Origin of the sequence: Kocuria sp. LUK, assembly GCF_021012935.1 — a bacterium.
In the GTDB taxonomy this organism is placed as follows: Bacteria; Actinomycetota; Actinomycetes; order Actinomycetales; family Micrococcaceae; genus Kocuria; species Kocuria flava.
The window spans coordinates 194,805-217,542 of record NZ_JAJMZI010000006.1 but is presented as its reverse complement, the minus strand read 5'-3'; the positions used below and the strand labels follow the sequence as shown (position 1 = coordinate 217,542).

Annotated in this window: 23 protein-coding genes and 1 tRNA gene; 8 read left to right on the top strand and 16 right to left on the bottom strand. The window is 76.3% G+C overall.

Annotated features, from left to right (window positions below; translation table 11 throughout):
• The first annotated feature begins 57 nt into the window (after nt 1-57).
• Together LQU92_RS12525 and LQU92_RS12520 are read left to right on the top strand one after the other, a co-directional pair.
• Nucleotides 58-783: a DUF1028 domain-containing protein gene (locus tag LQU92_RS12525; protein ID WP_230781082.1), complete on the top strand. Its 726-nt coding sequence runs from the start codon at nt 58-60 to the stop codon at nt 781-783.
• A gap of 34 nt (nt 784-817) precedes the next feature.
• A complete protein-coding gene (locus LQU92_RS12520) occupies nt 818-2,020 on the top strand; it encodes a CapA family protein (RefSeq protein ID WP_230781080.1) in 1,203 nt (400 codons plus the stop codon).
• A 58-nt stretch (nt 2,021-2,078) separates the two neighbouring features.
• Here LQU92_RS12520 and LQU92_RS12515 read toward each other — a convergent pair whose 3' ends face one another.
• The 3 genes from LQU92_RS12515 to serA are packed head-to-tail and all read right to left on the bottom strand — an operon-like array spanning nt 2,079 to nt 7,339.
• Entirely contained in the window at nt 2,079-3,158 is a 1,080-nt protein-coding gene (locus LQU92_RS12515; RefSeq protein ID WP_305067884.1) for an endonuclease/exonuclease/phosphatase family protein, read from the bottom strand.
• Nucleotides 3,151-6,099: a glycosyl hydrolase family 65 protein gene (locus tag LQU92_RS12510; protein ID WP_230781078.1), complete on the bottom strand. Its 2,949-nt coding sequence runs from the start codon at nt 6,097-6,099 to the stop codon at nt 3,151-3,153. Before LQU92_RS12510 ends, LQU92_RS12515 begins: the two co-directional genes overlap by 8 nt.
• 43 nt (nt 6,100-6,142) lie before the next feature.
• Nucleotides 6,143-7,339 (bottom strand): phosphoglycerate dehydrogenase, encoded by a 1,197-nt coding sequence (gene serA, locus LQU92_RS12505; protein ID WP_101850849.1) that lies wholly within the window; start codon nt 7,337-7,339, stop codon nt 6,143-6,145.
• A 227-nt stretch (nt 7,340-7,566) separates the two neighbouring features.
• Here serA and LQU92_RS12500 point away from each other — a divergent pair, with 227 nt between their 5' ends.
• Nucleotides 7,567-7,905 (top strand): hypothetical protein, encoded by a 339-nt coding sequence (locus LQU92_RS12500; protein ID WP_230781076.1) that lies wholly within the window; start codon nt 7,567-7,569, stop codon nt 7,903-7,905.
• On the opposite strand, the gene LQU92_RS12495 is transcribed toward LQU92_RS12500, so the two are convergent.
• Together LQU92_RS12495 and LQU92_RS12490 are read right to left on the bottom strand one after the other, a co-directional pair.
• Nucleotides 7,866-8,795, bottom strand: coding sequence for a ribonuclease Z (locus tag LQU92_RS12495; RefSeq protein ID WP_230781075.1), 930 nt, complete (start codon nt 8,793-8,795; stop codon nt 7,866-7,868). The two genes, LQU92_RS12500 and LQU92_RS12495, sit on opposite strands and share 40 nt — an antisense overlap.
• Before the next feature lie 88 nt (nt 8,796-8,883).
• A tRNA-Leu gene (locus LQU92_RS12490) sits at nt 8,884-8,967 on the bottom strand.
• Between the two features lie 156 nt (nt 8,968-9,123).
• Between LQU92_RS12490 and LQU92_RS12485 the strand changes: the two genes are divergently transcribed.
• On the top strand, nt 9,124-10,011 hold the full coding sequence (locus tag LQU92_RS12485) for a formate/nitrite transporter family protein (RefSeq protein WP_230781074.1): 888 nt from the start codon (nt 9,124-9,126) through the stop codon (nt 10,009-10,011).
• Here LQU92_RS12485 and LQU92_RS12480 read toward each other — a convergent pair.
• Together LQU92_RS12480 and LQU92_RS12475 are read right to left on the bottom strand one after the other, a co-directional pair.
• Entirely contained in the window at nt 9,998-10,780 is a 783-nt protein-coding gene (locus LQU92_RS12480; RefSeq protein WP_230781073.1) for a metal-dependent hydrolase, read from the bottom strand. The two genes, LQU92_RS12485 and LQU92_RS12480, sit on opposite strands and share 14 nt — an antisense overlap.
• A 128-nt stretch (nt 10,781-10,908) precedes the next feature.
• Complete coding sequence (locus LQU92_RS12475; RefSeq protein ID WP_058858005.1) at nt 10,909-11,196, bottom strand: hypothetical protein; 288 nt, start codon at nt 11,194-11,196, stop codon at nt 10,909-10,911.
• A 46-nt stretch (nt 11,197-11,242) separates the two neighbouring features.
• Between LQU92_RS12475 and LQU92_RS12470 the strand changes: the two genes are divergently transcribed.
• The gene (locus tag LQU92_RS12470; protein WP_112254813.1) at nt 11,243-11,488 is read left to right on the top strand and encodes a hypothetical protein; all 246 of its coding nucleotides are present in this window, start codon (nt 11,243-11,245) and stop codon (nt 11,486-11,488) included.
• Nucleotides 11,489-11,511: 23 nt separating this feature from the next.
• Here LQU92_RS12470 and LQU92_RS12465 read toward each other — a convergent pair whose 3' ends face one another.
• Nucleotides 11,512-12,753, bottom strand: a complete 1,242-nt coding sequence (locus LQU92_RS12465; protein ID WP_230781072.1) for an acyltransferase — start codon at nt 12,751-12,753, stop codon at nt 11,512-11,514.
• Nucleotides 12,754-12,926: 173 nt separating this feature from the next.
• Between LQU92_RS12465 and LQU92_RS12460 the strand changes: the two genes are divergently transcribed.
• Nucleotides 12,927-13,400 (top strand): thioesterase family protein, encoded by a 474-nt coding sequence (locus LQU92_RS12460; protein ID WP_230781071.1) that lies wholly within the window; start codon nt 12,927-12,929, stop codon nt 13,398-13,400.
• A gap of 16 nt (nt 13,401-13,416) precedes the next feature.
• On the opposite strand, the gene LQU92_RS12455 is transcribed toward LQU92_RS12460, so the two are convergent.
• The 8 genes from LQU92_RS12455 to LQU92_RS12420 form a co-directional block, all read right to left on the bottom strand.
• Entirely contained in the window at nt 13,417-15,009 is a 1,593-nt protein-coding gene (locus LQU92_RS12455) for a polyamine aminopropyltransferase (RefSeq protein WP_230781070.1), read from the bottom strand.
• 3 nt (nt 15,010-15,012) lie between these two features.
• Nucleotides 15,013-15,435 (bottom strand): DUF350 domain-containing protein, encoded by a 423-nt coding sequence (locus LQU92_RS12450; RefSeq protein ID WP_230781069.1) that lies wholly within the window; start codon nt 15,433-15,435, stop codon nt 15,013-15,015.
• A 52-nt stretch (nt 15,436-15,487) separates the two neighbouring features.
• Complete coding sequence (locus LQU92_RS12445; protein ID WP_101850841.1) at nt 15,488-15,832, bottom strand: hypothetical protein; 345 nt, start codon at nt 15,830-15,832, stop codon at nt 15,488-15,490.
• Nucleotides 15,829-16,389 carry a DUF2617 family protein gene (locus tag LQU92_RS12440; protein ID WP_230781067.1) on the bottom strand — a complete coding sequence of 187 codons (561 nt, stop codon included), beginning with the start codon at nt 16,387-16,389 and terminating at the stop codon, nt 15,829-15,831. The genes LQU92_RS12445 and LQU92_RS12440 overlap by 4 nt, the downstream gene beginning before the upstream one ends.
• Nucleotides 16,386-16,877, bottom strand: coding sequence for a DUF4178 domain-containing protein (locus tag LQU92_RS12435; protein ID WP_101850839.1), 492 nt, complete (start codon nt 16,875-16,877; stop codon nt 16,386-16,388). Before LQU92_RS12435 ends, LQU92_RS12440 begins: the two co-directional genes overlap by 4 nt.
• A 104-nt stretch (nt 16,878-16,981) precedes the next feature.
• A complete protein-coding gene (locus tag LQU92_RS12430) occupies nt 16,982-17,938 on the bottom strand; it encodes an aldo/keto reductase family oxidoreductase (RefSeq protein WP_230781066.1) in 957 nt (318 codons plus the stop codon).
• Nucleotides 17,935-18,681 carry a tetratricopeptide repeat protein gene (locus LQU92_RS12425; protein WP_230781064.1) on the bottom strand — a complete coding sequence of 249 codons (747 nt, stop codon included), beginning with the start codon at nt 18,679-18,681 and terminating at the stop codon, nt 17,935-17,937. The genes LQU92_RS12430 and LQU92_RS12425 overlap by 4 nt, the downstream gene beginning before the upstream one ends.
• A gap of 51 nt (nt 18,682-18,732) precedes the next feature.
• Entirely contained in the window at nt 18,733-18,981 is a 249-nt protein-coding gene (locus tag LQU92_RS12420; protein ID WP_101850836.1) for a PLDc N-terminal domain-containing protein, read from the bottom strand.
• Nucleotides 18,982-19,125: 144 nt separating this feature from the next.
• Here LQU92_RS12420 and LQU92_RS12415 point away from each other — a divergent pair, with 144 nt between their 5' ends.
• Both LQU92_RS12415 and LQU92_RS12410 read left to right on the top strand, forming a co-directional pair.
• Nucleotides 19,126-20,178, top strand: a complete 1,053-nt coding sequence (locus LQU92_RS12415) for a YsnF/AvaK domain-containing protein (protein ID WP_230781062.1) — start codon at nt 19,126-19,128, stop codon at nt 20,176-20,178.
• Between the two features lie 241 nt (nt 20,179-20,419).
• Nucleotides 20,420-22,666, top strand: a complete 2,247-nt coding sequence (locus LQU92_RS12410; protein ID WP_230781060.1) for a catalase — start codon at nt 20,420-20,422, stop codon at nt 22,664-22,666.
• Nucleotides 22,667-22,738 lie beyond the last annotated feature (72 nt).

Below are 22,738 nucleotides of genomic sequence, written 5' to 3'. Positions count from 1 at the left end.
GGACCCGGACCGCGACGTCCAAGGGGTGCCGCGACCGCGGCGCCCGGAAGGAGCCCGTTGACCTACACCGTCATCGCCCGCACCGCGGACTCCCGCCTGCTGGGGGCCGCCACCGCGAGCTGCTCGCTGGCCGTGGGCAACGCCGTGCCCGCCCTCGTGCCCACCGCCGGTGTCGTGGCCTCGCAGGCGTGGACCAACCGCCGGCTGCGCTTCGAGATGCTGCGCGGTCTGCACCGGGGGCGCACGGCGGAGGAGGCGATCGCGGGCCTGGCCGACGTCGACGCCGACCTCGCGCTGCGCCAGGTCGCGGCCCTGCCGGTGCAGGGCCCCGGCGCCCACCAGACCGGCGGGCTGTGCACGCCGTGGGCCGGGGGCACGGCCGGGCAGGACTTCGTGGTGATCGGCAACTACCTGGCCGGCCCGGAGGTCGTGGACGCCATGGGCGAGGCCGCGGCCCGGGCGCTGGCCGTCCCCGCGCTGACGAGCCTCGAGCTGGGCCGCGCGCTCGTGGCGTGCCTGCGGGCGGGCCAGGACGCCGGCGGGGACAGCCGCGGCCAGCAGAGCGCGGCCGTGGTCGTGGCCGACACCCTCGCGGGCTTCCAGTACCCGGTGCTGCTCGACGTCGACCTGCGGGCCGACGACTCGACCGCGCCCCTCGACGACCTCGACCGGATGCTCGAGCTCAAGGCGCGCGCCCACCCGGCCCCGGCCGAGGTCGTGCCCCGCACCCAGGTGCCGCCGCGGCCGGAGGACGAGCAGCTGTGGTCGACGGTGCTCTCCTGAACCGGCCGGGACGGCGGTGGCCTACCCTCGTCCCATGACCTCCCCCGCCCGCGGCCCCCGGCCCCTGCGCGTGCTCGCGCCGCTGCTCGTCCTGCTCGCCCTGCCCGGCGTGGGCGGCTGCGCCGGCGGGGACCCCGCACCGTCGTCGTCCCCGGGCACGACGACGGCGCCCGCCCCCGCCGGCGCGACCGCCGGCGAGGAGGCGGACGGGAACGCGCCCCCGGACGAGGTGGAGGTCGTCGTCACCGGGGACGTGCTCCTGCACCCCGGGCTGTGGGAGCAGGCCGGGGCGGACGGCGCCGGCGAGCTCGACTTCGGCCCGCTCGTGGAGGGGCTGCGGCCGTTCACCGAGGACGCGGACCTCGCGATCTGCGACATGGAGACCCCGCTCGCCCCGCCGGAGGGGCCGTTCACCGGCTACCCCGCCTTCGAGGTGCCCCCGCAGATCGTGCCGGCGCTCGCCGGGATCGGCTACGACGCGTGCACGACCGCGACCAACCACGCCCTCGACGCCGGCACGGCCGGGCTCGAGCGCACCCTCGCGACCCTCGAGGACGGCGGGCTCGCGGCCACGGGCACCGCCCGCTCCGCCGCCGAGGCGGCGCAGCCGCTGCTGCTCGACGCGGACGGGGTGACGGTCGGGCTCGTCACGGGCACCTACGGGCTCAACGGCAACGTCCCGGACGAGCCGTGGCGGGTGGACCTGCTGGAGGTGCCGGCGATGGTCGAGAAGGCCCGGCGGGCGCGCGAGCAGGGCGCCGAGATCGTCCTGGCCGCCGTCCACGCCGGGGAGGAGTACTCCTCCCGGCCCAGTCCTCAGCAGCTGCAGGTGAACCGGGCGCTGGCCGACAGCGGGCAGTTCGACCTCGTCTACGGCCACCACACCCACTCCGTGCTGCCCGTCGAGAAGCACGGGGACACCTGGATCGTGCACGGGCTGGGCAACAGCCTCTCCGAGCACGCGACGCGCGTGCCGGTGAACAACGAGGGCCTGACGGTCCGCGCGACCTTCGTCCGCGCGGACGGGCGGTGGACGGCCCGGCCCCCGGTGTGGGTCCCGCACGTGCTCACCGTGGACCCGATCCGGTGGTGCGCCCTGCCGGCCGAGGAGGGCTGCCGCTCGCCGGAGGAGGACGCCGCGTCCCTGGCGCGCACGGCCGCGACCGTGGACGCGATGGGCGCCGCGGAGGCCGGCGCCCGCCCGTGGCGGCCCCTGCCCGGCCCCGCGGCGCCGTAGCCGGCGCAGGCCCCGGCCGCGCCCCCGGGCGCTGCCGGGTGCCGCCGTGGCCCCGGGCTCAGGCGGGGTCCAGGCGCACCAGCGCCTGGACGGGGGCGTGGTCGCTGGGCCAGCGCCCGCCGAAGCGGGCGGGGTTGACCGCCCCCGCCAGCACCTGCACCCCCGGGCCGGCGAGCACCCAGTCGATCCGCGGGCCGTCCTCGACGGGATCGAGGTAGCCCGGGAACGTGCCCCAGGCCGGGGTGAGCCGCTGCCGGGCCGCCGCCCAGGTGTCCACGAGCAGCCCGGAGTCCACGAGCTGCGCCCACGGGCCGGAGGCGCCGGCCACGGCGTTGAAGTCCCCGGTCACGAGCACGGGGGTGCCCGGGGGGAAGCCGGTCACGAGCTCGGCCACCGCGGCGGCGGCGGCGTCCCGCGCGGGCTCCGAGTGGTGGTCGAGGTGGGTGTTGACCAGCACGAGCTCCGCGCCGGTGGCCCGGTCGAGGAAGCGGCCCCAGACCACGATGCGCGGGACGTCGTTGCCCCAGGTCGCCGAGCCGATGAGCTCCGGGGTGTCGGAGAGCCAGAACTGGTCCCACTCGGCGAGCTCGAGGCGGCGGGCGTCGTAGAGGACCGGGGAGTACTCGCCCTTGCTGCCGCCGGCGCGGCCGTAGCCGATCATGTCGTAGCCCTCCGGCAGGGCCCGGCGCAGCACGGGCAGCTGGTGGAACAGGGCCTCCTGCACCCCGAGCAGGGTCGGCTGCTCCTGCCGCAGCAGCCGCGCGAGCAGCGGGGCGCGGGCGGGCCAGTGGTCGGGGTCCCCCGGTGCGGTGGCGCGGTGGTGGAAGCGGATGTTGTAGCTCATCACGTGCAGCGCCGGTGCCGCGGCGGGCCCGAGGAGGGGGCCGGCGGTCCCCTCGGGGGCGGCGGGCGCCGGGGCGGGGGCACCCGGGGCGGGGCGGTCGAGCAGGACGGTCTCCGGCGGCATGGCGGCTCCCGGGGTCGGTCGGGCGGTCGGCTGCCCCCATGGTGGGCCCGCGGTGCCGAACACCGTCTTGCGCGGGGCGAACGGCGGGGGAGCGGCAGGTGAACTCCCGGCGCCGGGGTCGGGGTCCTCCGCGGGGACGGGCTGCGCGGCGGGGGTGCGGTGCTCAGGCATGGGGGGTCGGCTCCGGGTCGGGGGCGGTCGCGGCCGGGGCCGCGCGGGCGTCGGTCCGCGGGGTCGCGGGGGAGCGGATCGGGAACTCGTGCAGCCGGCCCGGGGCCAGCTCGTGCACGCGGTCGTCGAGGCGCAGCCGCAGGGGCCCGGCCGGACCCGGGCCGAGGTAGAGCCGCAGGGCGTCGCCGGTGAGCTCGAGCTGGACGGGCCGGCCCCGGTACAGGAGCGAGAACGAGACCTCGGGCAGCTCGGGGGGGATCACCGGGTGCAGCCACAGCATGTCCTCGCGCAGCTCCAGGCCGGTGTAGCAGCGGGTGAGGATGTCCACGGACCCCGCCATGGCCCCCAGGTGCACGCCCTCCCGGGTGGTGCCGCCCTGCACGTCCGCGAGGTCGCTGTCCAGGGCGTGGGTGAGGTAGGCCCAGGAGCTGCGGCGGTCCCGGCGGGCCTCGACCCACGAGTGGACCACGCCGGACAGTGTCGAGCCGTGGGCGGAGCGGGCGGTGTAGTGCTCGACGGTCGCCCGCACGGCCTCGGCGGGGAAGGCGTAGCCCATCCGGGCCAGCAGCTCGCGCAGCTCCTCGGCGGAGAAGAGGTAGAGCAGCATGAGGACGTCGGCCTGCTTGGTGAGGCGGTGGTCGTTGGGGGAGCGGCCCTCGGCCTCGAGGATGAGGTCGAGCCGGCCGATGTTGCCGTAGCGGGCGCGGTAGGCCTCCCAGTCGAACTCCGCCAGCTGCTCGTAGCCCTCGAACTGGGCGATCACGCCGTCGGCGAGGAAGGGCACGCGCAGACGGGTGCGGATCCGGTCCCAGCGGGCCACCTCGTCCTCGCCGAGGTCCAGCCGCTGCCACAGCGGCCCGCAGTAGTGCTCCTCGAGGCGGGCGACCATCTCCACGGCCCGGGTGAGCAGCCAGGCGGTCATCACGTTGGTGTAGGCGTTGTTGCGCAGCCCGCTGCCGGGCGCCCCGGGGCGCCCGTCGTGGTACTCGTCCGGGCCCATGACGCCGTCGATGTCCCAGCGGTCGGCCTCTGGGTCGTAGGTCGTGAGACTGGTGAAGAACCGGGCGATCTCCACCACCAGCTCGGCGCCCTGCTCGATCAGGAAGCGGGTGTCGCCGGTGGCCTGGTAGTACTGCCACACGCTGTGGGCGATCGCGAGGCCCACGTGGCGCTGCAGCCGGGAGTTGTCCGGCATCCAGTGCCCGCTGCGCGGGTTGAACAGGGCCGAGGGGGTCTCCTCCCGGCCGTCGCTGCCGCTGCGCCACGGGAACATCGCCCCCTCGTGGCCGGCGGCGCGGGCCGCCGCCCGGGCCGCCGGCAGCCGCCGGTAGCGGTAGGCCAGCAGCGCCCGCGTCCACTCGGGCCGGCGCAGGGTCAGCATGGGGTAGACGAACATCTCGTCCCAGAAGACGTGCCCCCGGTAGCCCTCCCCGTGCAGGCCGCGGGCGGGCACCCCCGCGTCGAGGTCGGGGTCGGCGGCGGCCACCGTCTGCAGGACGTGGAAGGTGTTGAGGTTGAGGGCGAGGGACTGCCGGCCGCGGGCCCCGGTGGAGACGGCGAACGCGGCCCACAGCGACTGCCAGGCGGTGCGGTGCTCGGCCAGCAGCTCGTCGACGCCGCCCGCGCGCTCCAGCTCGGCGAGCGCGGCGAGCGCCGGGGTGGAGATGGCCCGGTCGTGCGAGGTGGTCACGGCCACGACCGTCCCGACGCGCGCGGGGCGGCCCGGGGCGAGCCGCAGCCGCAACTCGTGGCCGGCCGCGCGCGGCCCGGGCCGCACGGGGTCCGGCTGCGGGTCCGCGCGAGCCGCGGGCACGGTGGTCGTGCGGGCGGCGACCGCGATGCCCACGCCGGACTGGCCGGTGCGGACCTCGGCGAGCAGCACGCCCGGGGCGGGGCGGGTGAAGTGCGGGTCCCCGAGGTGGTGGTGGGCCAGCGCGGCGTCGTCGCGGACGTTGCGGTTGGCGACCCCGGCGTCGACCAGGGTCCGCACCGTCAGGGCGCCGGACCAGTCCTCCGCCTCGAACTCGGCGTCCTGGGCGGCCACGTGCCGCCGCTCCATGGACACGAACCGCCGGGTCGTCACCCGGGTGGTGCGCCCGGCGCCGTCGCGGAAGCGCAGCCGGCGGGTCAGCACCCCGGTGCGCAGGTCCAGGTCCTGCTCCCAGGACAGGACGTTCCCCGGTGCGGGGGCGAACCAGGGGCCGTCCCCGGTCCGGTACTGCAGGCGCGTCCAGTCGGGGGCGTTGACCAGGTGCTCGTGCTCGAGGGTGCGGCCGTCCACGGTGGTGCGCAGCCGGTTGTAGACGCCCGCGAGGTAGGTCCCGGGACAGTGCGTGCCGTCGGCGGGGAACTCGCACGCCGAGCCGCGGGTGGCCAGGTAGCCGTTGCCGAGGGTGCACAGCGCCTCGCGCGTGCCCTCCCGGGCGGGGTCCAGGCCGTCGTGGCGCAGGTTCCAGGCGCTGTGCCCGCCGTGGCCCCCGCCCCACGGCGGGCCGCCGGGGGCGGACGGCAGGGGCACCTCGAGGGCGTCGAGGCGGTCGATGACCAGGTGCGCCCCGGCGGCGCGCAGCCGGCCCCCGGAGACGCCGTCGAGCCCGGCGACCAGGCCGAAGCCGCAGGCCACCGCGGCGCGCACCAGGCGGGGGCTGTCGGTGACGACCGCGATGTGCTCGGGCTCCACGCACAGCAGCCGGGCAGCGGTCAGCAGGTCGGCGCCGTCCGCGGCCCCGGCGGGCACCACGACGTCGGCGGGCCCCGGGAACCCCGTCCCCGGGCCGACCAGCCCGGTCAGCACCCCGTCGGCGCGCAGCCGGGCGAACAGGGCCGCGGCCTCGCGGGCGTGCCGCCGTGCGGAGGTCCCGCCGGGCGCGGCCGGGGCCAGCACGACCGCGCCGTAGGCGCCGGCGCCGTGGGTGGGCGGGTGCTCGGGGACGCCGCTCATGCCGTCATTGTGCCACCGGCCTCCGACGGAGGCCGGGGACCGCTCAGTCGATCGTGGACAGCCGGATCGTGGCGGGCAGGGCGAGGATCTCCTCGATGACCTCGGCGGTCACGCCGTTGGCGGCGTCGGTGACGAGGTAGCCGGTGTCCCCGCGGGTGGACAGCTGCTGGCCGTCGATGTTGATCCCGTGGTCGCCCAGGACGCTGTTGACGGTCGCGAGCACGCCCGGGACGTTGCGGTGCAGGTGCAGCAGGCGGGTGCCGCGCACGGCCGAGGCGAGCTGGACCTGCGGCATGTTCACGGACAGGGTGGTCGACCCGGCGGCCACGAACGAGGCGAGCTTGCCGGCGACGAACCGGCCGATGTCGACCTGCGCCTCCTGGGTCGAGCCGCCGATGTGCGGGGTGAGGATGACGTTGGGCAGCCCCTGCAGGACGGACTCGAAGGGGTCCCCGGCGGCCTTGGGCTCGTTGGGGAAGACGTCGACGGAGGCCCCGGCGATGTGCCCGGAGACCAGGGCGTCGCGCAGCGCGTTGTAGTCCACGACCATCCCGCGGCACAGGTTCAGGAACAGCGAGCGCGGGCGCATCCGCTCGAACTGCTCCCGCCCGAAGAGGTTGTTGTTGCTCGTGCGCCCGTCCACGTGCAGGGAGACGGTCTCGACCTTCTCGAGCAGCTCCTCGAGGGAGTCGCAGCGCTGGGCGTTGCCCAGGGGCAGGCGGTCGACGACGTCGTAGTAGTAGACGTGCATGCCCAGCTGCTCGGCGAGCACGGACAGCTGGGAGCCGATGTTGCCGTAGCCCACGATGCCGAGGGTGCGGCCGCGGACCTCGTGGGCGCCCTTGGCGGACTTGTCCCACACGCCCTCGTGCATCGCCGCGTTCTTGTCCGTGAGGTGGCGGGCCATCGAGATGATCTCGGCGATCGCCAGCTCCACCACCGAGCGGGTGTTGGAGTACGGGGCGTTGAAGCAGGTCACCGCGTGCTCCGTGGCGGCGGCGAGGTCGATCTGGTTGGTGCCGATGCAGAACGCCCCGACCGCCAGCAGCTGCGGGTGGGCGGCGAGCACCTCCCGGGTCACGTGCGTCTTCGACCGGATGCCCAGCAGCTCGACGCCCTCGAGGGCGTCGATCAGCTCCGCGGTGTCCAGTGCGCCCTTGCGGGTCTCGACCTCGATCCCCTTCTCGCGCAGGATCCGTTCGGCTTCGGGGTGGATGTTCTCCAGCAGCAGTGCTCTCACAGTCGACCAGTCTAGGACGGCCGGGGGCGCGACGACGACGGGCCGTGCCCCGGACGGCCGGCCCGCCCGCGCCCGCCCCTGGACGGTCGGGCCCCGCGAGATCGCCTACCGAGCAGTACTCCCAGGATCCACCCCGCCCCGCTGACGCGCGTTCGCGATCATGACCAGCATCACGTCCGTCGCGCGCCCCCGGCCGGCGCCCCTGTCGTCCCCCAGGAGGACCGCACGTGATCCCCGTGTACGACCCGGACGGCGCCGAGACCGGCATCAGGGGCGGGGCCGTCTCGGCGATGATGCTCGGCCTCGACCACGACGGGTTCGACCCGGAGGGCCGCTCCCACCCGGTGGTGTTCTTCGAGACCTCGGGCAGCACCGCGGAGGGCGGCCTCGGCCGGAAGGCCCGCGGCAGGAGCGTGCGGCAGAACGTGCTCGCGGTGAAGGAGCTGCTCCTGGGCCTGGCCACCGGGGAGGTCCAGCAGGAGGACCCGGAGCGCTGGGACGAGATCCCGCACGCCCCGGTCACCGGCTACCGGACCGACTGCGCCGGGGTGGTCCCGGTCGGCTGAGCCCGGGGCGCGCGCCGCCGGGGCAGGGCGAACCGGTCCAGGTCCTCGGCGGCGTGCACCGCGGCGCCCCCGGCCGCCGCCCGCGCCTGCGCGGCCAGCGGGGCGAGGTCCTCGTAGCGGGCCGAGAAGTGGGTGAGCACGAGCGTGCGGGCCCCGCCGGCGGCGGCCAGCGCTCCGGCCTGGCCCGCCGTGAGGTGACGGTGGCGCGCGGCGAGGCCGGCGTCGTCGTCGGCGTAGGTGCACTCGGCCACCAGCAGGTCCGCGTCCTCGGCGAGCTCCTCCGCACCCGCGCACGGGGCGGTGTCCATGACGAGGGCGAAGCGCCGGCCGGGCCGGGGGACGCTGACGTCGGCCAGGGCCGTGCCGCGCAGGCTCCCCTCCCGCTGCAGCCGCCCGACGTCCGGGCCCGCGATCCCCGCCGCGGCCAGCCGGTCGGGCAGCAGCGTGCGGCCGGCCGGCTCGGCCAGGCGGTAGCCGTAGGTCTCGACCCGGTGGTCCAGCGGGCGCACCTCGAGGTCCTCGGCGACCGGGCCGGGCCCGCCGTGGGGGTGCAGGCGCAGGTCGAGGCCGGGCGTGGCGACCGAGACGAGCGCGCGCACCACGTCCTCGCCGGTCGCGGGGTAGTGCAGGTGCACGGGGTGCTCGACGCCGTCGAGCACCATCCGGGAGAGCACCCCGGGCAGCCCGTAGCAGTGGTCGCCGTGCACGTGGGTGAGGCAGATGCGCTCGATCCGCGAGGCCGCGACGCCGGCGTGGACGAGCTGGCGCTGCGTGCCCTCGCCGGGGTCGAACAGCAGGCCGCGCCCGTCCCACCGCAGCAGGAGGCCGTTGTGGTTGCGGGTCCGGGTGGGGGCCTGGGACGCGGTGCCCAGCACGACGAGCTCTCGCACGGGACCAGTCTGCCACCGGCGCCCCGTCGCCGGATGCGCGGAAGGCCGGCCCCGGATTCCTCCGGGACCGGCCTTCCGTCCTTCGCGGTGCGCGAGGGGGGAGTTGAACCCCCACGCCCTCTCGGGCACACGGACCTGAACCGTGCGCGTCTGCCTATTCCGCCACTCGCGCTCGTCGTCCCCGGCGGGCTCGCCGCGGGCAACGACGACAATCCTAACCGCATCCGGCCCGGATTGGCCAATCGCCTGCCGGCGGGGGTTCCGCGCGGCGGTCAGTAGGCTTGCCGCACCCCCGCAGCGGGGGCACGCCACGAGCAGGGGAGCGGGCATGGAACCGGACCACCGGCAGACCGAGGACAAGCGCAAGGAGCTGGGCCGCTCCGACGAGCCGGTCGAGGACGAGCTCGTCGAGGAGTTCGAGAACACCGTCACGGAGGGCGCCGACCGGCTCAACCGCACGTGGCGGGCCCTGGTCATCACCGGCCTGTTCGGCGGCATCGACGTGGGGCTCGGCATCATGGCGATGCTGGCCGTCAAGGAGGCCACCGGCTCCGAGCTGCTGGCCGGGATGGCGTTCGGCATCGGCCTGTTCGCCCTGCGCCTGGCCCACTCCGAGCTGTTCACCGAGGACTTCCTCATCCCCATCAACGCCGTGGTCGCCCGCCACGGCACGTGGCTGCAGCTGGTCCGGCTGTGGGCCGTGACGCTCGTGACCAACCTCGCCGGCGGCTGGCTGTTCATGTGGGTGGTCGCCGCGGCCTTCCCCCAGTTCGAGCAGCTGCTCCTCGAGGTCTCCCTCGGCTACCTCGAGGACGGGCTGACCCTCGAGACCGCCGCGCTCGCGGTCCTGGCCGGCAGCACGATCACGCTGAGCACCCGGATGAGCCAGGGCACCGGCAACGACGTCGTGACCGCCCTGATCTCGCTGATCAGCGGCCTGCTCGTGGTGGGCCTCGGGATGCTCCACGGCGCCCTGAACTCGATCGTGGTCTTCGGCGCCATGCACCAGGGGGCGGCGATCTCCTACACGGACTGGTTCGTGTGGTTCCTGTGGGTGATCCCGCTGAACATGCTGGGCGGGCTGGTCATCATCACCCTGCCGCGGCTGGTCCGGACCCTCGAGCTGATCCGCAAGGAGCGCGCGGAGCAGGGGGAGAAGATCCGCCGGCAGGAGCAGGAGCAGGAGCGCGCGGGAGGAGCCCTCAGGCGACCGTGAAGCCGGTCGCGAGGGCGAGCGCGGCGACGAGCCCGCCGAGGGCGAACAGCGTCACCGGCGCCAGCAGCAGCAGCTCGGGCAGGGAGCCCGCGTTGCCGAGCAGGGGCACGGCCACGAACTCCCGGTTGCGGTAGAGGATCCGGGGCAGCGGCAGGGGCGCGCGCAGCGGGTAGAGCAGGTGGATCCCGCGCGTGGTCAGCAGGTCGCCGAGCAGGTGCACGACCACGCCCGTGCCCACAGCCAGCGGGAACCACCACTCGTGCGCCGGCGGCCAGAGCCCGACGGCGACGCCGAGCCCGATGCCCACCGCCCAGTTCAGCTTCGCGACCCGGTCCGGGACGAAGGCGAGGACCTTCACGGCGAACGCGATGAGCAGCACGGACATGACCGCCGCGAGCGGCCAGACCCAGCCCAGTCCCTCCACGGGGATCCCGACCTTCTGGGCCGCGGCCGCCAGGCCGGTGAACGCGGCGACGCCCAGCAGCGAGTGGGTCCCGCGCCGGTGGCCGCCGGAGATCCGGCACACGAGGCGGGCCAGGCCGGTCGTGACCGGCGGGAGGGAGCGGGACACGGTCCCGCCCGGGTGGTCGAGGTCGGGCAGCAGCGCCGCCCCGGCGGTGACCAGGGCGCCGGTGAGCACCCCGGCGTGGCCGACGTCGACGAGCCCCCAGCCGATGGGCAGCACGAGCCCGTGCAGGCCCACCTGGTAGTCGGCGGTCAGCGCCACCCACGCGGCCGCCCCGCAGGCCGCGTGGCTCGGTCCCATCATCTCGGCGCCTTCTCCTTCGCACGTCCGGGCACGGCGGGGCCCGGACGGGCGCCACCTGCGGGAACACTAGGCGGCGGCTCGGACAGCACAAGCGGCACCGGCCGCGGGGGGCCGGTGCGGGCCACCGGTCAGGGGGCGGGGACCCGGCGCCACCCGGAGGAGTCGACCTCGACGACGACGGGCGCCGCGCCGGCCATCCCGCGCCGCCGCAGCGCCGCCGCGATCTCGGCGGCGGGGGCCGCGACCACGAACGTCTCGCCGCGGAAGAGGTCGGCGCCGTCCTCGACGAGGGCGCTCACCTGCCCGGCCTCCCGGGCCGTGAAGCGCTCCGCGACGCGCAGCCGCTCCAGCCAGGGCGGGGCGGGCCCGTCGTCGTCGAGGAGGACGGCCACGGCGGGGCACTGGAGGTCGGGCACGTCCTCAGTCTTCCCGAGGGGGGTGCCGCCGGGGAAGACTGGGACCATGACCGATCCCGTGGACCCGCTGACCCAGGCCGCCGCCCGCGCCCGGCTGGCGGCGGACGCCCACCGCGGCGTGGAGCCCGAGCCGTGGATCGCCGAGCTCGCCCAGCCGCACCGGCCGCGCCGGCCCGGGGAGCCCCGGCCCTCCGCCGCCGACGTGCTCTCGGGCCGCGACGACGCCCACACCGCGCCCGCCGGGCGGGCGGCCCTCGAGTGGGCCCGCGACCTCGCCGACCGCGGGGGCTGAGCGCCCCGCGCGGGCGGGACGCCTCAGGGCGCGAGCGGCGACCAGCCCGCGGCGGCGCCCAGGGCCAGGCACGCAGCCACGGGCGCGGCGGTGAGCGCCGCGGCGACGGCCGCCGCCCGGGCGGGCCGGGTCCGCGGCGCGCGCCACCGGGTGCCGGGCAGCTCCACCCACCGGCGGGTCGCGGCGGCGAGCAGCAGCACCCCGAGCACGAGCAGCGCCCGCTCCGCGTGGCCCGGCTCACGGCCCAGCGCGTGGGGCAGGACCAGCACGAGCGGCCAGTGCCACAGGTAGACCGAGTAGGAGGCGTTGCCGATGCCCTGGACGACCCGCCGGTCGGTGAGGAGCTCGAGGCCGGTCCGGTCCGCGGCCTGCCCGCCGGCGAGGATCGCCGCGGCCGCGAGCACCGGCACGAGCGCCCCCACGCCGGGGAACTCCACCCCGCGGTAGAGCACCGCGCAGGCGGCCACGCCCGCCCAGCCCGCCGCCACGGCGGCACGGGCCGTGCGCGGCCCCCGGGGCACCCCGGCGCCCAGGGCCACGAGGGCTCCCACCCCGAACTCCCACACCCGCGTCCACGTGGCGAAGTACGCCGTCTGGCTCGAGAGCTCCGTGTGCACCACGCCCACGGCGAAGCTCACGGCGCTGACCGCGGTCACGGCCACGAGCAGGCGCCGGCGCGGGTCGCCGCGGCCGGTGCGCACCGCGCCGGCGGCCACGGCCAGCAGCAGGCCCGGCCACAGCAGGTAGAACTGCTCCTCGACCGACAGCGACCAGTAGTGCTGGAACGGGGTGGGCCCCGCCGCGGCGGCGGCCTCGGAGAGGGTGCTCAGCGCCATGAGCCAGTTCTGGACGTAGAGGGCGCTGCCCGCCCCCTCGACCGCGGTGCGCGTCCAGGCCCCCTGCGGCAGCCACAGGGCCACGAGGACCGCGGAGACGACCGTGACCAGCGCCGCCGCGGGCAGCAGGCGCAGGGCGCGGCGGGCGTAGAAGCGGCCCAGCGCGACCCGGCCCGTGCCGGTCAGCTCCCGGACGAGGTGGCCCGTGATCAGGTAGCCGGAGACGACGAAGAACAGGTCGACCCCCACGTAGCCGCCGGCCAGCAGGCCCGAGGGCCAGAAGTGGTCGACCACCACGAGCAGCACCGCGAGCGCCCGCAGGGCCTGGATGTCGCGGCGCAGCACGGGGGAGCTGCCCGGGCCCCCGGTGCGGTCCGGGAGGGCCGCGGGGGCCGTGGCGGTCGGGGTGCGCGGGGCGGTCGGTTCCACGGGCGACGAGGGTAGCAGGCGCCCCCGCAGGGCGCCGGGGGCGCCTGGCCGGCCCCGGAGCGCCCCCGCGCGCGGGAGCCAGCCCGCCCGCGGCGCGGGACGGCACTAGGCTGGGCGCGACCGGGCCGCCCGACGGGGGCGTCCCGGGTGCGGACGGGTGGGAGGAGCGTGCCATGACCAGGACCGCCGGAGCGGGCGTGCTGTGCCGGGTGCCGATGCGCTGGGGGGACATGGACCCGTACGGCCACGTCAACAACGTGGAGGTCGTGCGGCTGCTCGAGGAGGCCCGGATCGCGGCCCTCGGCGTGCCCGTGGGCACCGGCGACCAGGTCGAGCCGCCGCTGATCCCGTTCTTCTCGGAGCTTCCCGAGGGCACCCAGGCGCTGATCAGCGAGCACCGGATCAAGTACCTGCGGGCCCTGGAGTACCGCAACACCCCCGTCGAGGTGCGGGTGTGGGTCGTCGCGGCCCGCGGCGGGGCGCTCGTGCTGGGCTTCGAGATCACCGACGTCGTGACCCGCCGGGTGTGCGTGCGCGCCGAGACCTCCCTGGCGTTCTTCGTCCCCGCCACCGGCACGGTCCTGCGGATCTCCCCCGAGCAGCAGGCGGTGCTGGCCCCCTACGCCGGGGACCCGGTCTTCCGCTGAGCCGCACCCGCGCGGCTCAGTAGCTCTTCCACCCCTGCCGCTGGTAGTCCATGACCACGGGCTCCAGCAGCGTCGAGACCTCCGTGGGCCGCGGGCCGCGGTCCGGCGGGAACACCGCGGCGGCCGCGAGCACCTCGTCCGTGAGGAAGCGCAGCGGCGGGGCCTCCCCGGCCAGGCGGGGGCGGGGCGCCTGCCCGTCCGCCACGGCCAGGAAGAAGCCCCAGTCGCCGAAGCTGGGCACGTCCACGTGGTACGGCGTCGCGGCCAGGCCCGCGGCCCCGACCGTCGCCCCCACGCACCAGAAGGCGTCCGGGGCGAAGTACGGGGACCCGGCCTGGACCACGAGCCGCCCGCCCGGGGCCAGCGCCCGCTCGGCGAGCCCGTACATCTCCTGCGAGTACAGCTTCGCCGTGGCCTCCGAGTCGGGGTCGGGCAGGTCCGCGACGACGACGTCGTAGGCCCCCGCCGCCGCCCGGTCCCGCAGCCACGCGAACGCGTCGGCGTGCACGAGCTCCACCCGCGGGTCCTCCAGGGAGCCGCCGTTGAGCCGGGTCAGCCGCGGCTCCGTGCGGGCCAGCTCCGTGACGGCCGGGTCGAGGTCCACGAGGGTGACGGAGCCGACGTCGTCGTAGCGCAGGATCTCCCGCACGGCCAGCCCGTCCCCGCCGCCGAGCACGAGCACCCGCTCGCGGGGCCCGGCCATCGCCGGGTGGACGAGGGCCTCGTGGTAGCGGTGCTCGTCGGCGGAGGAGAACTGCAGGTTGCCGTCCAGGTAGAGCCGCTCGTCGTCGTAGGAGACCGCGCTGGTGAGCACGATCTCCTGGTAGTCGCTGCGCTGCTGGAGCACGATCGGCTCCGCGTAGAGCTGCTGGCGGGCCGTGACCTCGAACCGGTCCGCCAGCCAGAACGCGCCCCCGAGCACCGCGAGCAGGACGGCCAGCACCCCGGCCAGGACCGCCCGGGCCCGCCGGGGGAGCGAGGCCCGGAACAGCCACACGGTCACGGCCACGCCCACGAGGGCGTTGATGGCCCCCACCGCCACGGTCCCGCGCAGCAGCCCCAGCGTCGGCAGGAGCAGGAACGGGAACGCGAGCCCGCCCAGCAGCGCCCCGACGTAGTCCGCGGCGAACATGTCCGCGACCGCGTCCGGGGCGGCCTGGCGCCGGATCTGCTGCAGCAGGCTCATCAGCAGCGGGATCTCCGCGCCGATCAGCAGCCCGATCACGAAGGCCGTGCCGGCGCTCGCGGCGAGCCCGGCCCGCAGCCACGCGAACGCCGCGTAGAGCACCAGCACCGACAGCCCGCCCAGGAGGGACAGGGCCGCCTCGACGGCGGCGAAGGACAGCGCCGGCCACCGGTTCAGCGGCTTGGAGGCCAGCGCCCCGAGGCCCATGGCGAAGACCATCACGGAGAGCACCACCGAGGCCTGGACCACGGTGCTGCCCATGAGGTAGCTGCCCAGTGCCACGAGGGCGAGCTCGTAGACCATGCCGCACGCCGCGCACACGAACACGCCCAGGAGCACGAGGAACCGGGCCGGTCCGGGGCGCACCGGCAGGGACAGGGCCGGGCCTGCGGCCCCGGCGGTCGTGCCGAGGGGGACGGCCACCGGTCAGGAGATCGCGGCGGCGACCACGAAGCCCACCGACAGGTGCACGGCCGCGGTCACCCACACCGCCGGGTGCAGCCGCTCGTCGGTCACCAGCTCGCCCAGCCTCCCGGGGGTCAGGGCGTCGAGGACCAGGAAGGACAGCGCCATGAGCGCCAGGCCCACGAGCCCGTAGAGCCCGGTCGAGACGAGCCCCGCCGCGAGCCCGTCCTCGCTGGCCAGGATGGCCTGGCGCACCACGACCGCGACCGCGAGCACGGAGGAGGACAGCACCACCACCGACCCCCGGTTGCGGTCGGTCCAGATCAGGGAGTGCAGCCTCCCCGGCGTCAGCAGGTCCACCACCAGGTAGCCCAGCGCCATCAGGGCCAGGCCCACCAGCCCGTAGGCGGCGGCCGCGCCGACCTCGTAGATCACCGTGTCCATGCTCGTCTCCGTCGTGTGCGTCGTCGGTCGGGGGGAGGGGGAGGGGCCGCGGTCACTTGCCGGCGCCGAAGGACCCGCCGCGGTAGTCGCTGCCGCTGCTGCGGGAGCCACCGCCCAGGAAGAACCAGCCGCCCCCGGCGCCGGAGCGCCCGCACGCGGAGTCCACCTGTGCCCGGGTCGGCTCCGCGGCGTGCTTGGCGCGGTAGTCCTCCCGGTAGTCCTCGCGGCAGTCGGCGCGGCTGCCGCCGGCGCACGCGGCCAGCAGCGCGAGCACCATCACGACCCCGGCGACGGCCAGCAGGATCCGCCGGCCCCACCGCTTGCGGGGCGAGGAGCCCGGGTCGGGGACGTGGCCGTAGCCGGAGGGGTCCGGGCGGAAGCCGGGCGGGGAGCTCATGCGGGGTCCTCCGGGAGCAGGCGCAGCGCGGAGCGGGTGCGCACCACGCGCCCGCACTGCGGGTAGACGTGCCAGGTCCGCCAGCGCAGGGTCCCGCCGTCGTCGTCGGCGCACACCCCCGTGAGGGCCAGGGGGTCCCCGGCGAAGCGGACCACGAGTCCGTGGGGCGCCGCGGCGCAGTCCGCGAGCAGGTCCTCGACCGCCGCGGCGAGCCCGCCGCGGTCGTGGGCCGTGACCGTGCAGGCGGCCTCGTAGTCGCGGGCGAACGGGGCGGGGGCCGGCTCGCGGTGCCGGCCGGGCAGGTGCGGGCGGCGGCCCGGCCGGCAGGCCAGCGTCTCGATCCAGGGGGTGCCCGCGCGCTCGAGCACGAGCTGGTGGGAGGCCCCGAGCACGCGCAGCTCCAGCGCCGTGCCCGGCTGCCCCGCGGGCCGGGACCGGTGCACCGCGAGGGCGGGCAGCCGGGGCGCGTCGGTGCCGAAGACCAGGTCGTCGGGGGAGGTGTCGAGGAACGGGGCCCCGGAGAGCAGGACGGGCTCCGCGGGCGCGGCGGTGCTCACCACCGGCGCTCCCCGCGCTCGACGCGCACCTCGGAGGGGTGCAGCCGCTCGCCCGTGGAGGCCTCCCAGCCGCCGCCGGGGAACCGCTCGAAGGAGAGCAGGGCGCCGTCCGCGGCCGCGTAGTCGACGTACTCGCAGATCCCGTGCGCGGGCAGCCCGGGGATCCCGGTCGCGCGGAAGCCGGCGCTGCCCTGCTCCCGGCGGCGGTAGCGCCGCCCGCCGAGCTCGAGGTCCCGGGCGCCGGGGACGACGCCCGGCAGGTCGGCGGTTGTCCACAGGGTCAGCTCGGGCTCGGGGTCCCAGACCACGCCGAGGTAGCGCTCCGGGGTGCCGGCCAGGTGCAGCTCCTGCCACGAGTCCCCGCCCTCCCGCAGCAGGATCTCGCCCTCGTGCACGCGGGTCTCGCCGCGCACGGTCACGAGGTCGCCGGGGGCGATCGTCGCCAGGGACGGCCCGCGTCCGGGGACGGCGTGGTCGTGTCCGGGCATCGCTGGCCTCCGAGGTCCTCCGGGCGGGCCCGGGGCGGGCCGCGCGTCCGGGACCGAAGCTACGGTGCCGCCGTGCCCGGCGCAACGGACACGCCCGGGGCGGCTCAGGGCACGGGCTCCCCGCGGGCGGCGGTGAGCAGCGCGTACCACTGCTCGTGGTCCATCCGGGCCGCGAGCTCCTCCGCCGCCGCGCACGCCGCGATCCGGCCCGGGTCGGTCGTGCCGACCACGGGGCGGATCCCGCCGGGGTGGCGCATCAGCCAGGCCAGCACGACCGCCTCGCCGGAGACCCCGAGCTCCGCCGCCATCGCGTGCACCAGCTCCGCGGTGGCCGCGGCGCGGTGGTCCTCGGCCGGGACGGGCGCGCCCGTGTAGAGCCCCCGGGCCAGCGCGCCCCAAGCCTGGACCTCGATGCCGTTGCCCGTGCAGTACTCGAGGGTGCCCTCCGGGAACGGGTGCTCGGAGGCCTCGTCCTGGTTGACGAGGATCTGCTGCTCCACGAAGCCCCGGTGGCGCAGGCTCAGCTCCAGCTGCAGGGCGGTGACGGGGGTCGAGAGCAGCTGCTGGTAGAGGCAGACCTGGCGCAGCGACATGTTGGACAGGCCCACCGAGCGGATCAGCCCCTCCCGCCGCAGCTCGTCGAGGGCCGCGGCGACCTCCTGCGGGTCGGCCAGCGGGTCCGGGCGGTGCAGCACGAACCGCTCCACCGAGTCCGTGCGCAGCCGGCGCAGGGAGCCCTCGAGGCTGCGGCGGAGCGTGTCCCGGTCCAGCCGGTAGTGCACCGGCGCCCCGGGGGCCGCGGTGTTGCCCGGCAGGCGCACCCCGCACTTGGTCTGCACCACCGCCGTGCGGCGCAGCTCGGGGTCCTCCTCCAGGAGCAGGCCGAAGACCTCCTCGGACTTGCCGTGGGCGTAGATGTCGGCGTGGTCGAAGTCGGTGATCCCGGCCTCGAGGGCGGCCCGCACGGCCCGGTGGGCACGCTCGACCGTCGCGGCGTCCAGCGGGTCCGCGTCCCAGGACCCGCCGATGGTCATGCAGCCGTAGACCAGGCGCGAGCTCACGGGCGGTCCTCCCCCTCGACGAGACCTGTGCCCCGGGCGGCGTCCGCCCCGCCGGGCGGCTCCCGGTCCGCCGGGCGCTCCTCGTCCTGCGCGAGCTCCTCCGCGGGGTCCTCGTCCAGGGGCGGGCGGCCCGCCGCCCGGCGCATGCGCGCCGCGGCGGCGTAGGCGGAGCCGGACTCCAGCATCCGGCCAGCCGCCTCGTGCAGGCGGCCCAGGGCCGTGAAGCACTCGGCCTGCTCGGCGGCGGTGTCCTCGGCCTCCTGGTAGAAGTCCAGCGCGCGGTTGTACGCGGTCACCGCCTGCGAGGTCCGCGCGCCCTGCTCGTAGACGCGGCCGAGGTTGACGTGGCACTGGGCCTGGTCCACGGGCTCGTGCGGTGCGTCCAGGTACTGGCCCAGGGCGTCGAGCAGGTGCTCCTCGGCCTCGCGGTGGCGCTCCATCTCGAGCAGCAGGCTGCCGAGGATCAGGTGCGTGCGGGCCTGGTGGCGGCCGCTGCCGGAGGAGCGGCGGAACAGCTGCAGCGCCCGCTCGTAGGCGGTCACCGCGCGCCCGGGGCGGTTCATCCCCAGGTACAGGTGCCCGAGGTTGTAGTGGCAGGCCGCCTGCTCCTGCTCGGCGTCCCCCTCCTCCTCGAAGAGCACGATGGCCTGCTGGTAGGCGGTCTCCGCCTCGTCCAGCCGGCCGCGGTCCTCGGCGTCCAGGGCCCGGGTGAAGAAACCGTGCCCGTCCTGCGGGTAGCTCATGCGGGTCTCCTTGTCTCGACCGGGGCCTCCGCCGGGTGCGGCGGTGCCGTGCTAGGCGGGGCGGGGCGCGCGCCGGCCGAGCGCGAACCACAGGGCCGCGCCGACCACCGGGAACGCCAGGACGACCAGCAGCCACAGCAGGCGCAGGACCGGGTCCTGGCCCGGGGTGCGCAGCAGCGAGACGGCCGCCGCGACCATGAGCACGACGACCACGGCGCCGGCGGCGGTGACCCCGTGCTCCCACGCCTCGGCGGTGGCCCGGGCCGTGCCGGCCGCCGCGCTGATCGTCCACGTTCCCATGCATCGATACTGGCACCGCCGGTGGGGTCCGACAAGGGCGCGCGCCGGGGGCCGCGCCCGCCCGTCCCCCGGAGAGCGGCTGTCGGAGCGCTCAGCAGGCTGATAGCGTTCGCGGCACCACCGTCGACCCGAGGGGAGCCCACGATGTCCACCTCCGAGGACCGCCCGTACGACCAGGAGTCCGCCGGCCGGGAGACCGCCGGCGGGGAGCCCGCGGACCGGGCGTCCGGTCCCCGCGCCGACGCCGACGACACCGGGGTGGAGCGCCACGCGCCCAGCTCGGCCACCGAGCTGTGGGACCACAACGCCTACGGCCGCGAGGACGGCGACGTCGGCGGCGACCCCACCACCGGGGCCACCGACACCCGCGACCCCCGCGGCGGGGCCCCGGCCTACAACATCGACGCGGGCGACGACGACGCCGCCCGCCACGGCGACGCCGCCGGCGGGACCTCGGACGTCCGCGCACCGGGGGAGTCCCTCTCCGGTCCCGACGCCACGGCCGGGGACCGGCACGAGAGCGTCGGCGGGCGCGGCGACCGGGCCGTGCCGGGGCGCGGGGCCGACGAGGCCTTCGACCAGGAGGCCTTCGACCGGGAGGCCGCCGACCGGGAGACCGCCGGCGGGACCGGCCGGGACGCCGCCGTCACCGGGCACGCCCCGGCCGGGCACGAGCAGGAGGCGCGCGGGCAGGACCTGACGGGTCACGGCGCGGACGGGCAGGACGCGGGCGGGCCCGCGCCCGCGGAGCGCGGGCCCGCCGCGACGGGGGAGGACACCGCGGCCGTGGTCCGCCACGAGGAGCGCCTGGACGTGGGCACCGAGCGGGTGGAGACCGGCAGGGCCCGGCTGCGCAAGTACGTGGCCGAGGAGCCCGTGCGCGCCGAGCAGTCGCTGGCCGTGGAGGACGTCGAGGAGGTGCGCACCCCGATCACCGAGGAGGAGCGCCAGGCGTTCCTGGACGGCCAGGAGCTGCCCGTGGGCGAGGACGAGGTGATCCTCTACCGGGAGGTGCCGGTGGTCCGCACCGTGCGCGTGCCCTACGAGCGGGTCCGTCTCGTGGTGCGCAGCACCGAGCGCACCGAGGTCGTCGAGGAGACCGTGCGCAAGGAGCGGGTCGAGGTGGACGGGCCGATCGACGGCGTCGACGGCACCGAGCGCACCGGCACCGGCGCGGAGGACCCCCGCCGCGGCTGAGCGCTGCCGCGGCGACGTCCTGCACGGGCCCCGCCGGCCGCGGTCCCGCCCCGGCGGGCCGCGGCCGGCGCCGTCGTCCGCCGGTGCCGCCCTCCGGCGCTGTTCGCCGGTGGCGCAGTCCCGCGCGGCGGCTTGTGCAGGCCGTCACGCCGGTGCGGTAATGGTCAGGGTGCTGGCGTTCCCCGGCCGGACGGTCCGGGAGCCCGGCTCGCACGAGTTCCGAACGACCGGGAGGACGACCATGCGCAAGAGGATCCTGAGGAAGACCAGGGGAGCGGACCGCGGCGAGCAGGCGCCCCTGCCGCCCGGCGTGCCGGGCAGCGAACCGGCGTCCGTCGCCGAGCCGACCGACCCCCGCCCGCCGCTGCCGCCCAAGCCGGACCAGGGCACGCCCGAGCCCGTGAGCCCCACCGGCCAGGACACCGGCGCCGACCCCCTGCGCGACGCCCAGGGCGGCGAGCACCTCACCACCGCCCACGGCGCCCGGCGCTCCGACACCGACCACTCCCTCAAGGCCGGCCGGCGCGGGCCCGTGCTGCTGCAGGACCACCACTTCCGCGAGAAGGTCAGCCACTTCGACCACGAGCGCATCCCCGAGCGCGTCGTGCACGCCCGCGGCGCCGGCGCCCACGGCGTGTTCCGCGGCTACGGCACGGCCGAGCGGATCAGCGCCGCGCACGTGTTCAAGAAGGACGTGGAGACCCCGGTCTTCGTGCGCTTCTCGACCGTGCTGGGCTCGCGCGGCTCGGCGGACCTGGCCCGCGACACCCGCGGGTTCGCCACGAAGTTCTACACGGCCGAGGGCACCTGGGACCTCGTGGGCAACAACATCCCCGTGTTCTTCATCCAGGACGCCATCAAGTTCCCCGACGTCATCCACGCGGGCAAGCCCCACCCCGACCGGGAGATCCCGCAGGCCCAGTCCGCCCACGACACGTTCTGGGACTTCGTCTCCCTGCACACCGAGGCCCAGCACCACACCATCTGGAACATGTCGGACCGCGGCATCCCGCGCTCCTACCGCACGATGGAGGGCTTCGGGGTCCACACCTTCCGGCTGGTCGACGACGACGGGCGCAGCGTGCTCGTGAAGTTCCACTGGAAGCCGAAGCTCGGGGTGCACTCGGTGCTGTGGGAGGAGGCGCTGCTGGCCAACGGCGCCGACCCCGACGTGCACCGGCGCGACCTCGCCGACGCCATCGAGGCCGGGGCCTTCCCCGAGTGGGAGCTCGGGGTGCAGGTCTTCGAGGACAACGAGGAGCAGACGTTCCGGGGGATCGACCTGCTGGACCCGACCAAGATCGTCCCCGAGGAGCTCGCCCCGGTGGAGCCGATCGGGCTGATGACCCTCAACCGCAACCCGTCCAACTACTTCGCCGAGACGGAGCAGGTGGCCTTCAACCCCAACAACCTCGTCCGGGGCATCGACGTCACCAACGACCCGCTGCTGCAGGGCCGGCTGTTCTCCTACCTCGACACCCAGCTCTCCCGCCTGGGCGGGCCCAACTGGACGCAGCTGCCGATCAACCGCCCCCACGCCCCGGTCAACGACATGCTCCGGGACGGGATGCACCAGACCGCGGTGCACACCGGGGTGGCGCCGTACCACCCGAACTCCCTCGACGGGAACAATCCCTTCCCCGCGGACGAGCCGGCCCGGCCGTTCATCGACGTCCCGGCCCCGGTGGCCGAGTCGGTCAAGGAGCGCGGCGCGCCGGTCTCCTTCGAGGACCACTTCAGCCAGGCCCGGCTGTTCTGGCTGTCGATGAGCGACGTCGAGAAGGAGCACATCGCCCGCGCCTACGCCTTCGAGCTCGGCAAGTGCTGGGAGCAGGCCGTCAAGGAGCGGCAGCTGCAGGCCCTCGCCAACATCGACGAGAAGCTGTGCGCCGCCGTCGCCCAGAGCCTCGGGCTGCCCGCCCCGAAGCCGACCGTCAAGCACGGGAGGATCGCGTCCAGCCCGGCACTGTCCCAGGTCGGCGGGCAGTGGCCGCTGGACGGCCGTCTCGTGGGCATCGTGGTCGGCCCCGACCCGGACGAGCAGGACCTGCTGGCGGTGACCGGGGCGATCGACGCCGCCGGGATGGTGCCCCTCGTGGTCGCCCCCCACGGCGGTCCGGTCGGCCGCGGCGGGCTCGTGGCCCAGCGGACCTACCTCACGGCCCGCTCCGTGGAGTTCGACGCCGTGCTCGTGGCGGGGGCGGTGCCGCCGGCCCCGGACGCGCAGCCGTCCTTCGACGCGAAGGCCGGCGCCCGCTCCGGTCCCGGCATCGACCCGCGGGTGCAGCTGCTGCTCGACGAGACGTTCCGCCAGGCCAAGGCGATCGGCGCCTGGGGCCGCTCCGGGGCGCTCGCGGCCGCGGGCCTGCCCGAGGGCGCCCCGGGCGTGGTCGCGGGACGGGACGCGGCGGCGGTCGTCGAGCAGGTCGTGGACCTGATGAGGAGCCACCGGGCCTGGGAGCGCTTCCCGGTCCCCGGACGCCTCTGACCCGCGAGGTCCCACCGGCGCGCCGAGCCCCCACGCCCCACCCTGCGGTGGCGTGGGGGCTCGGCGCTGCCG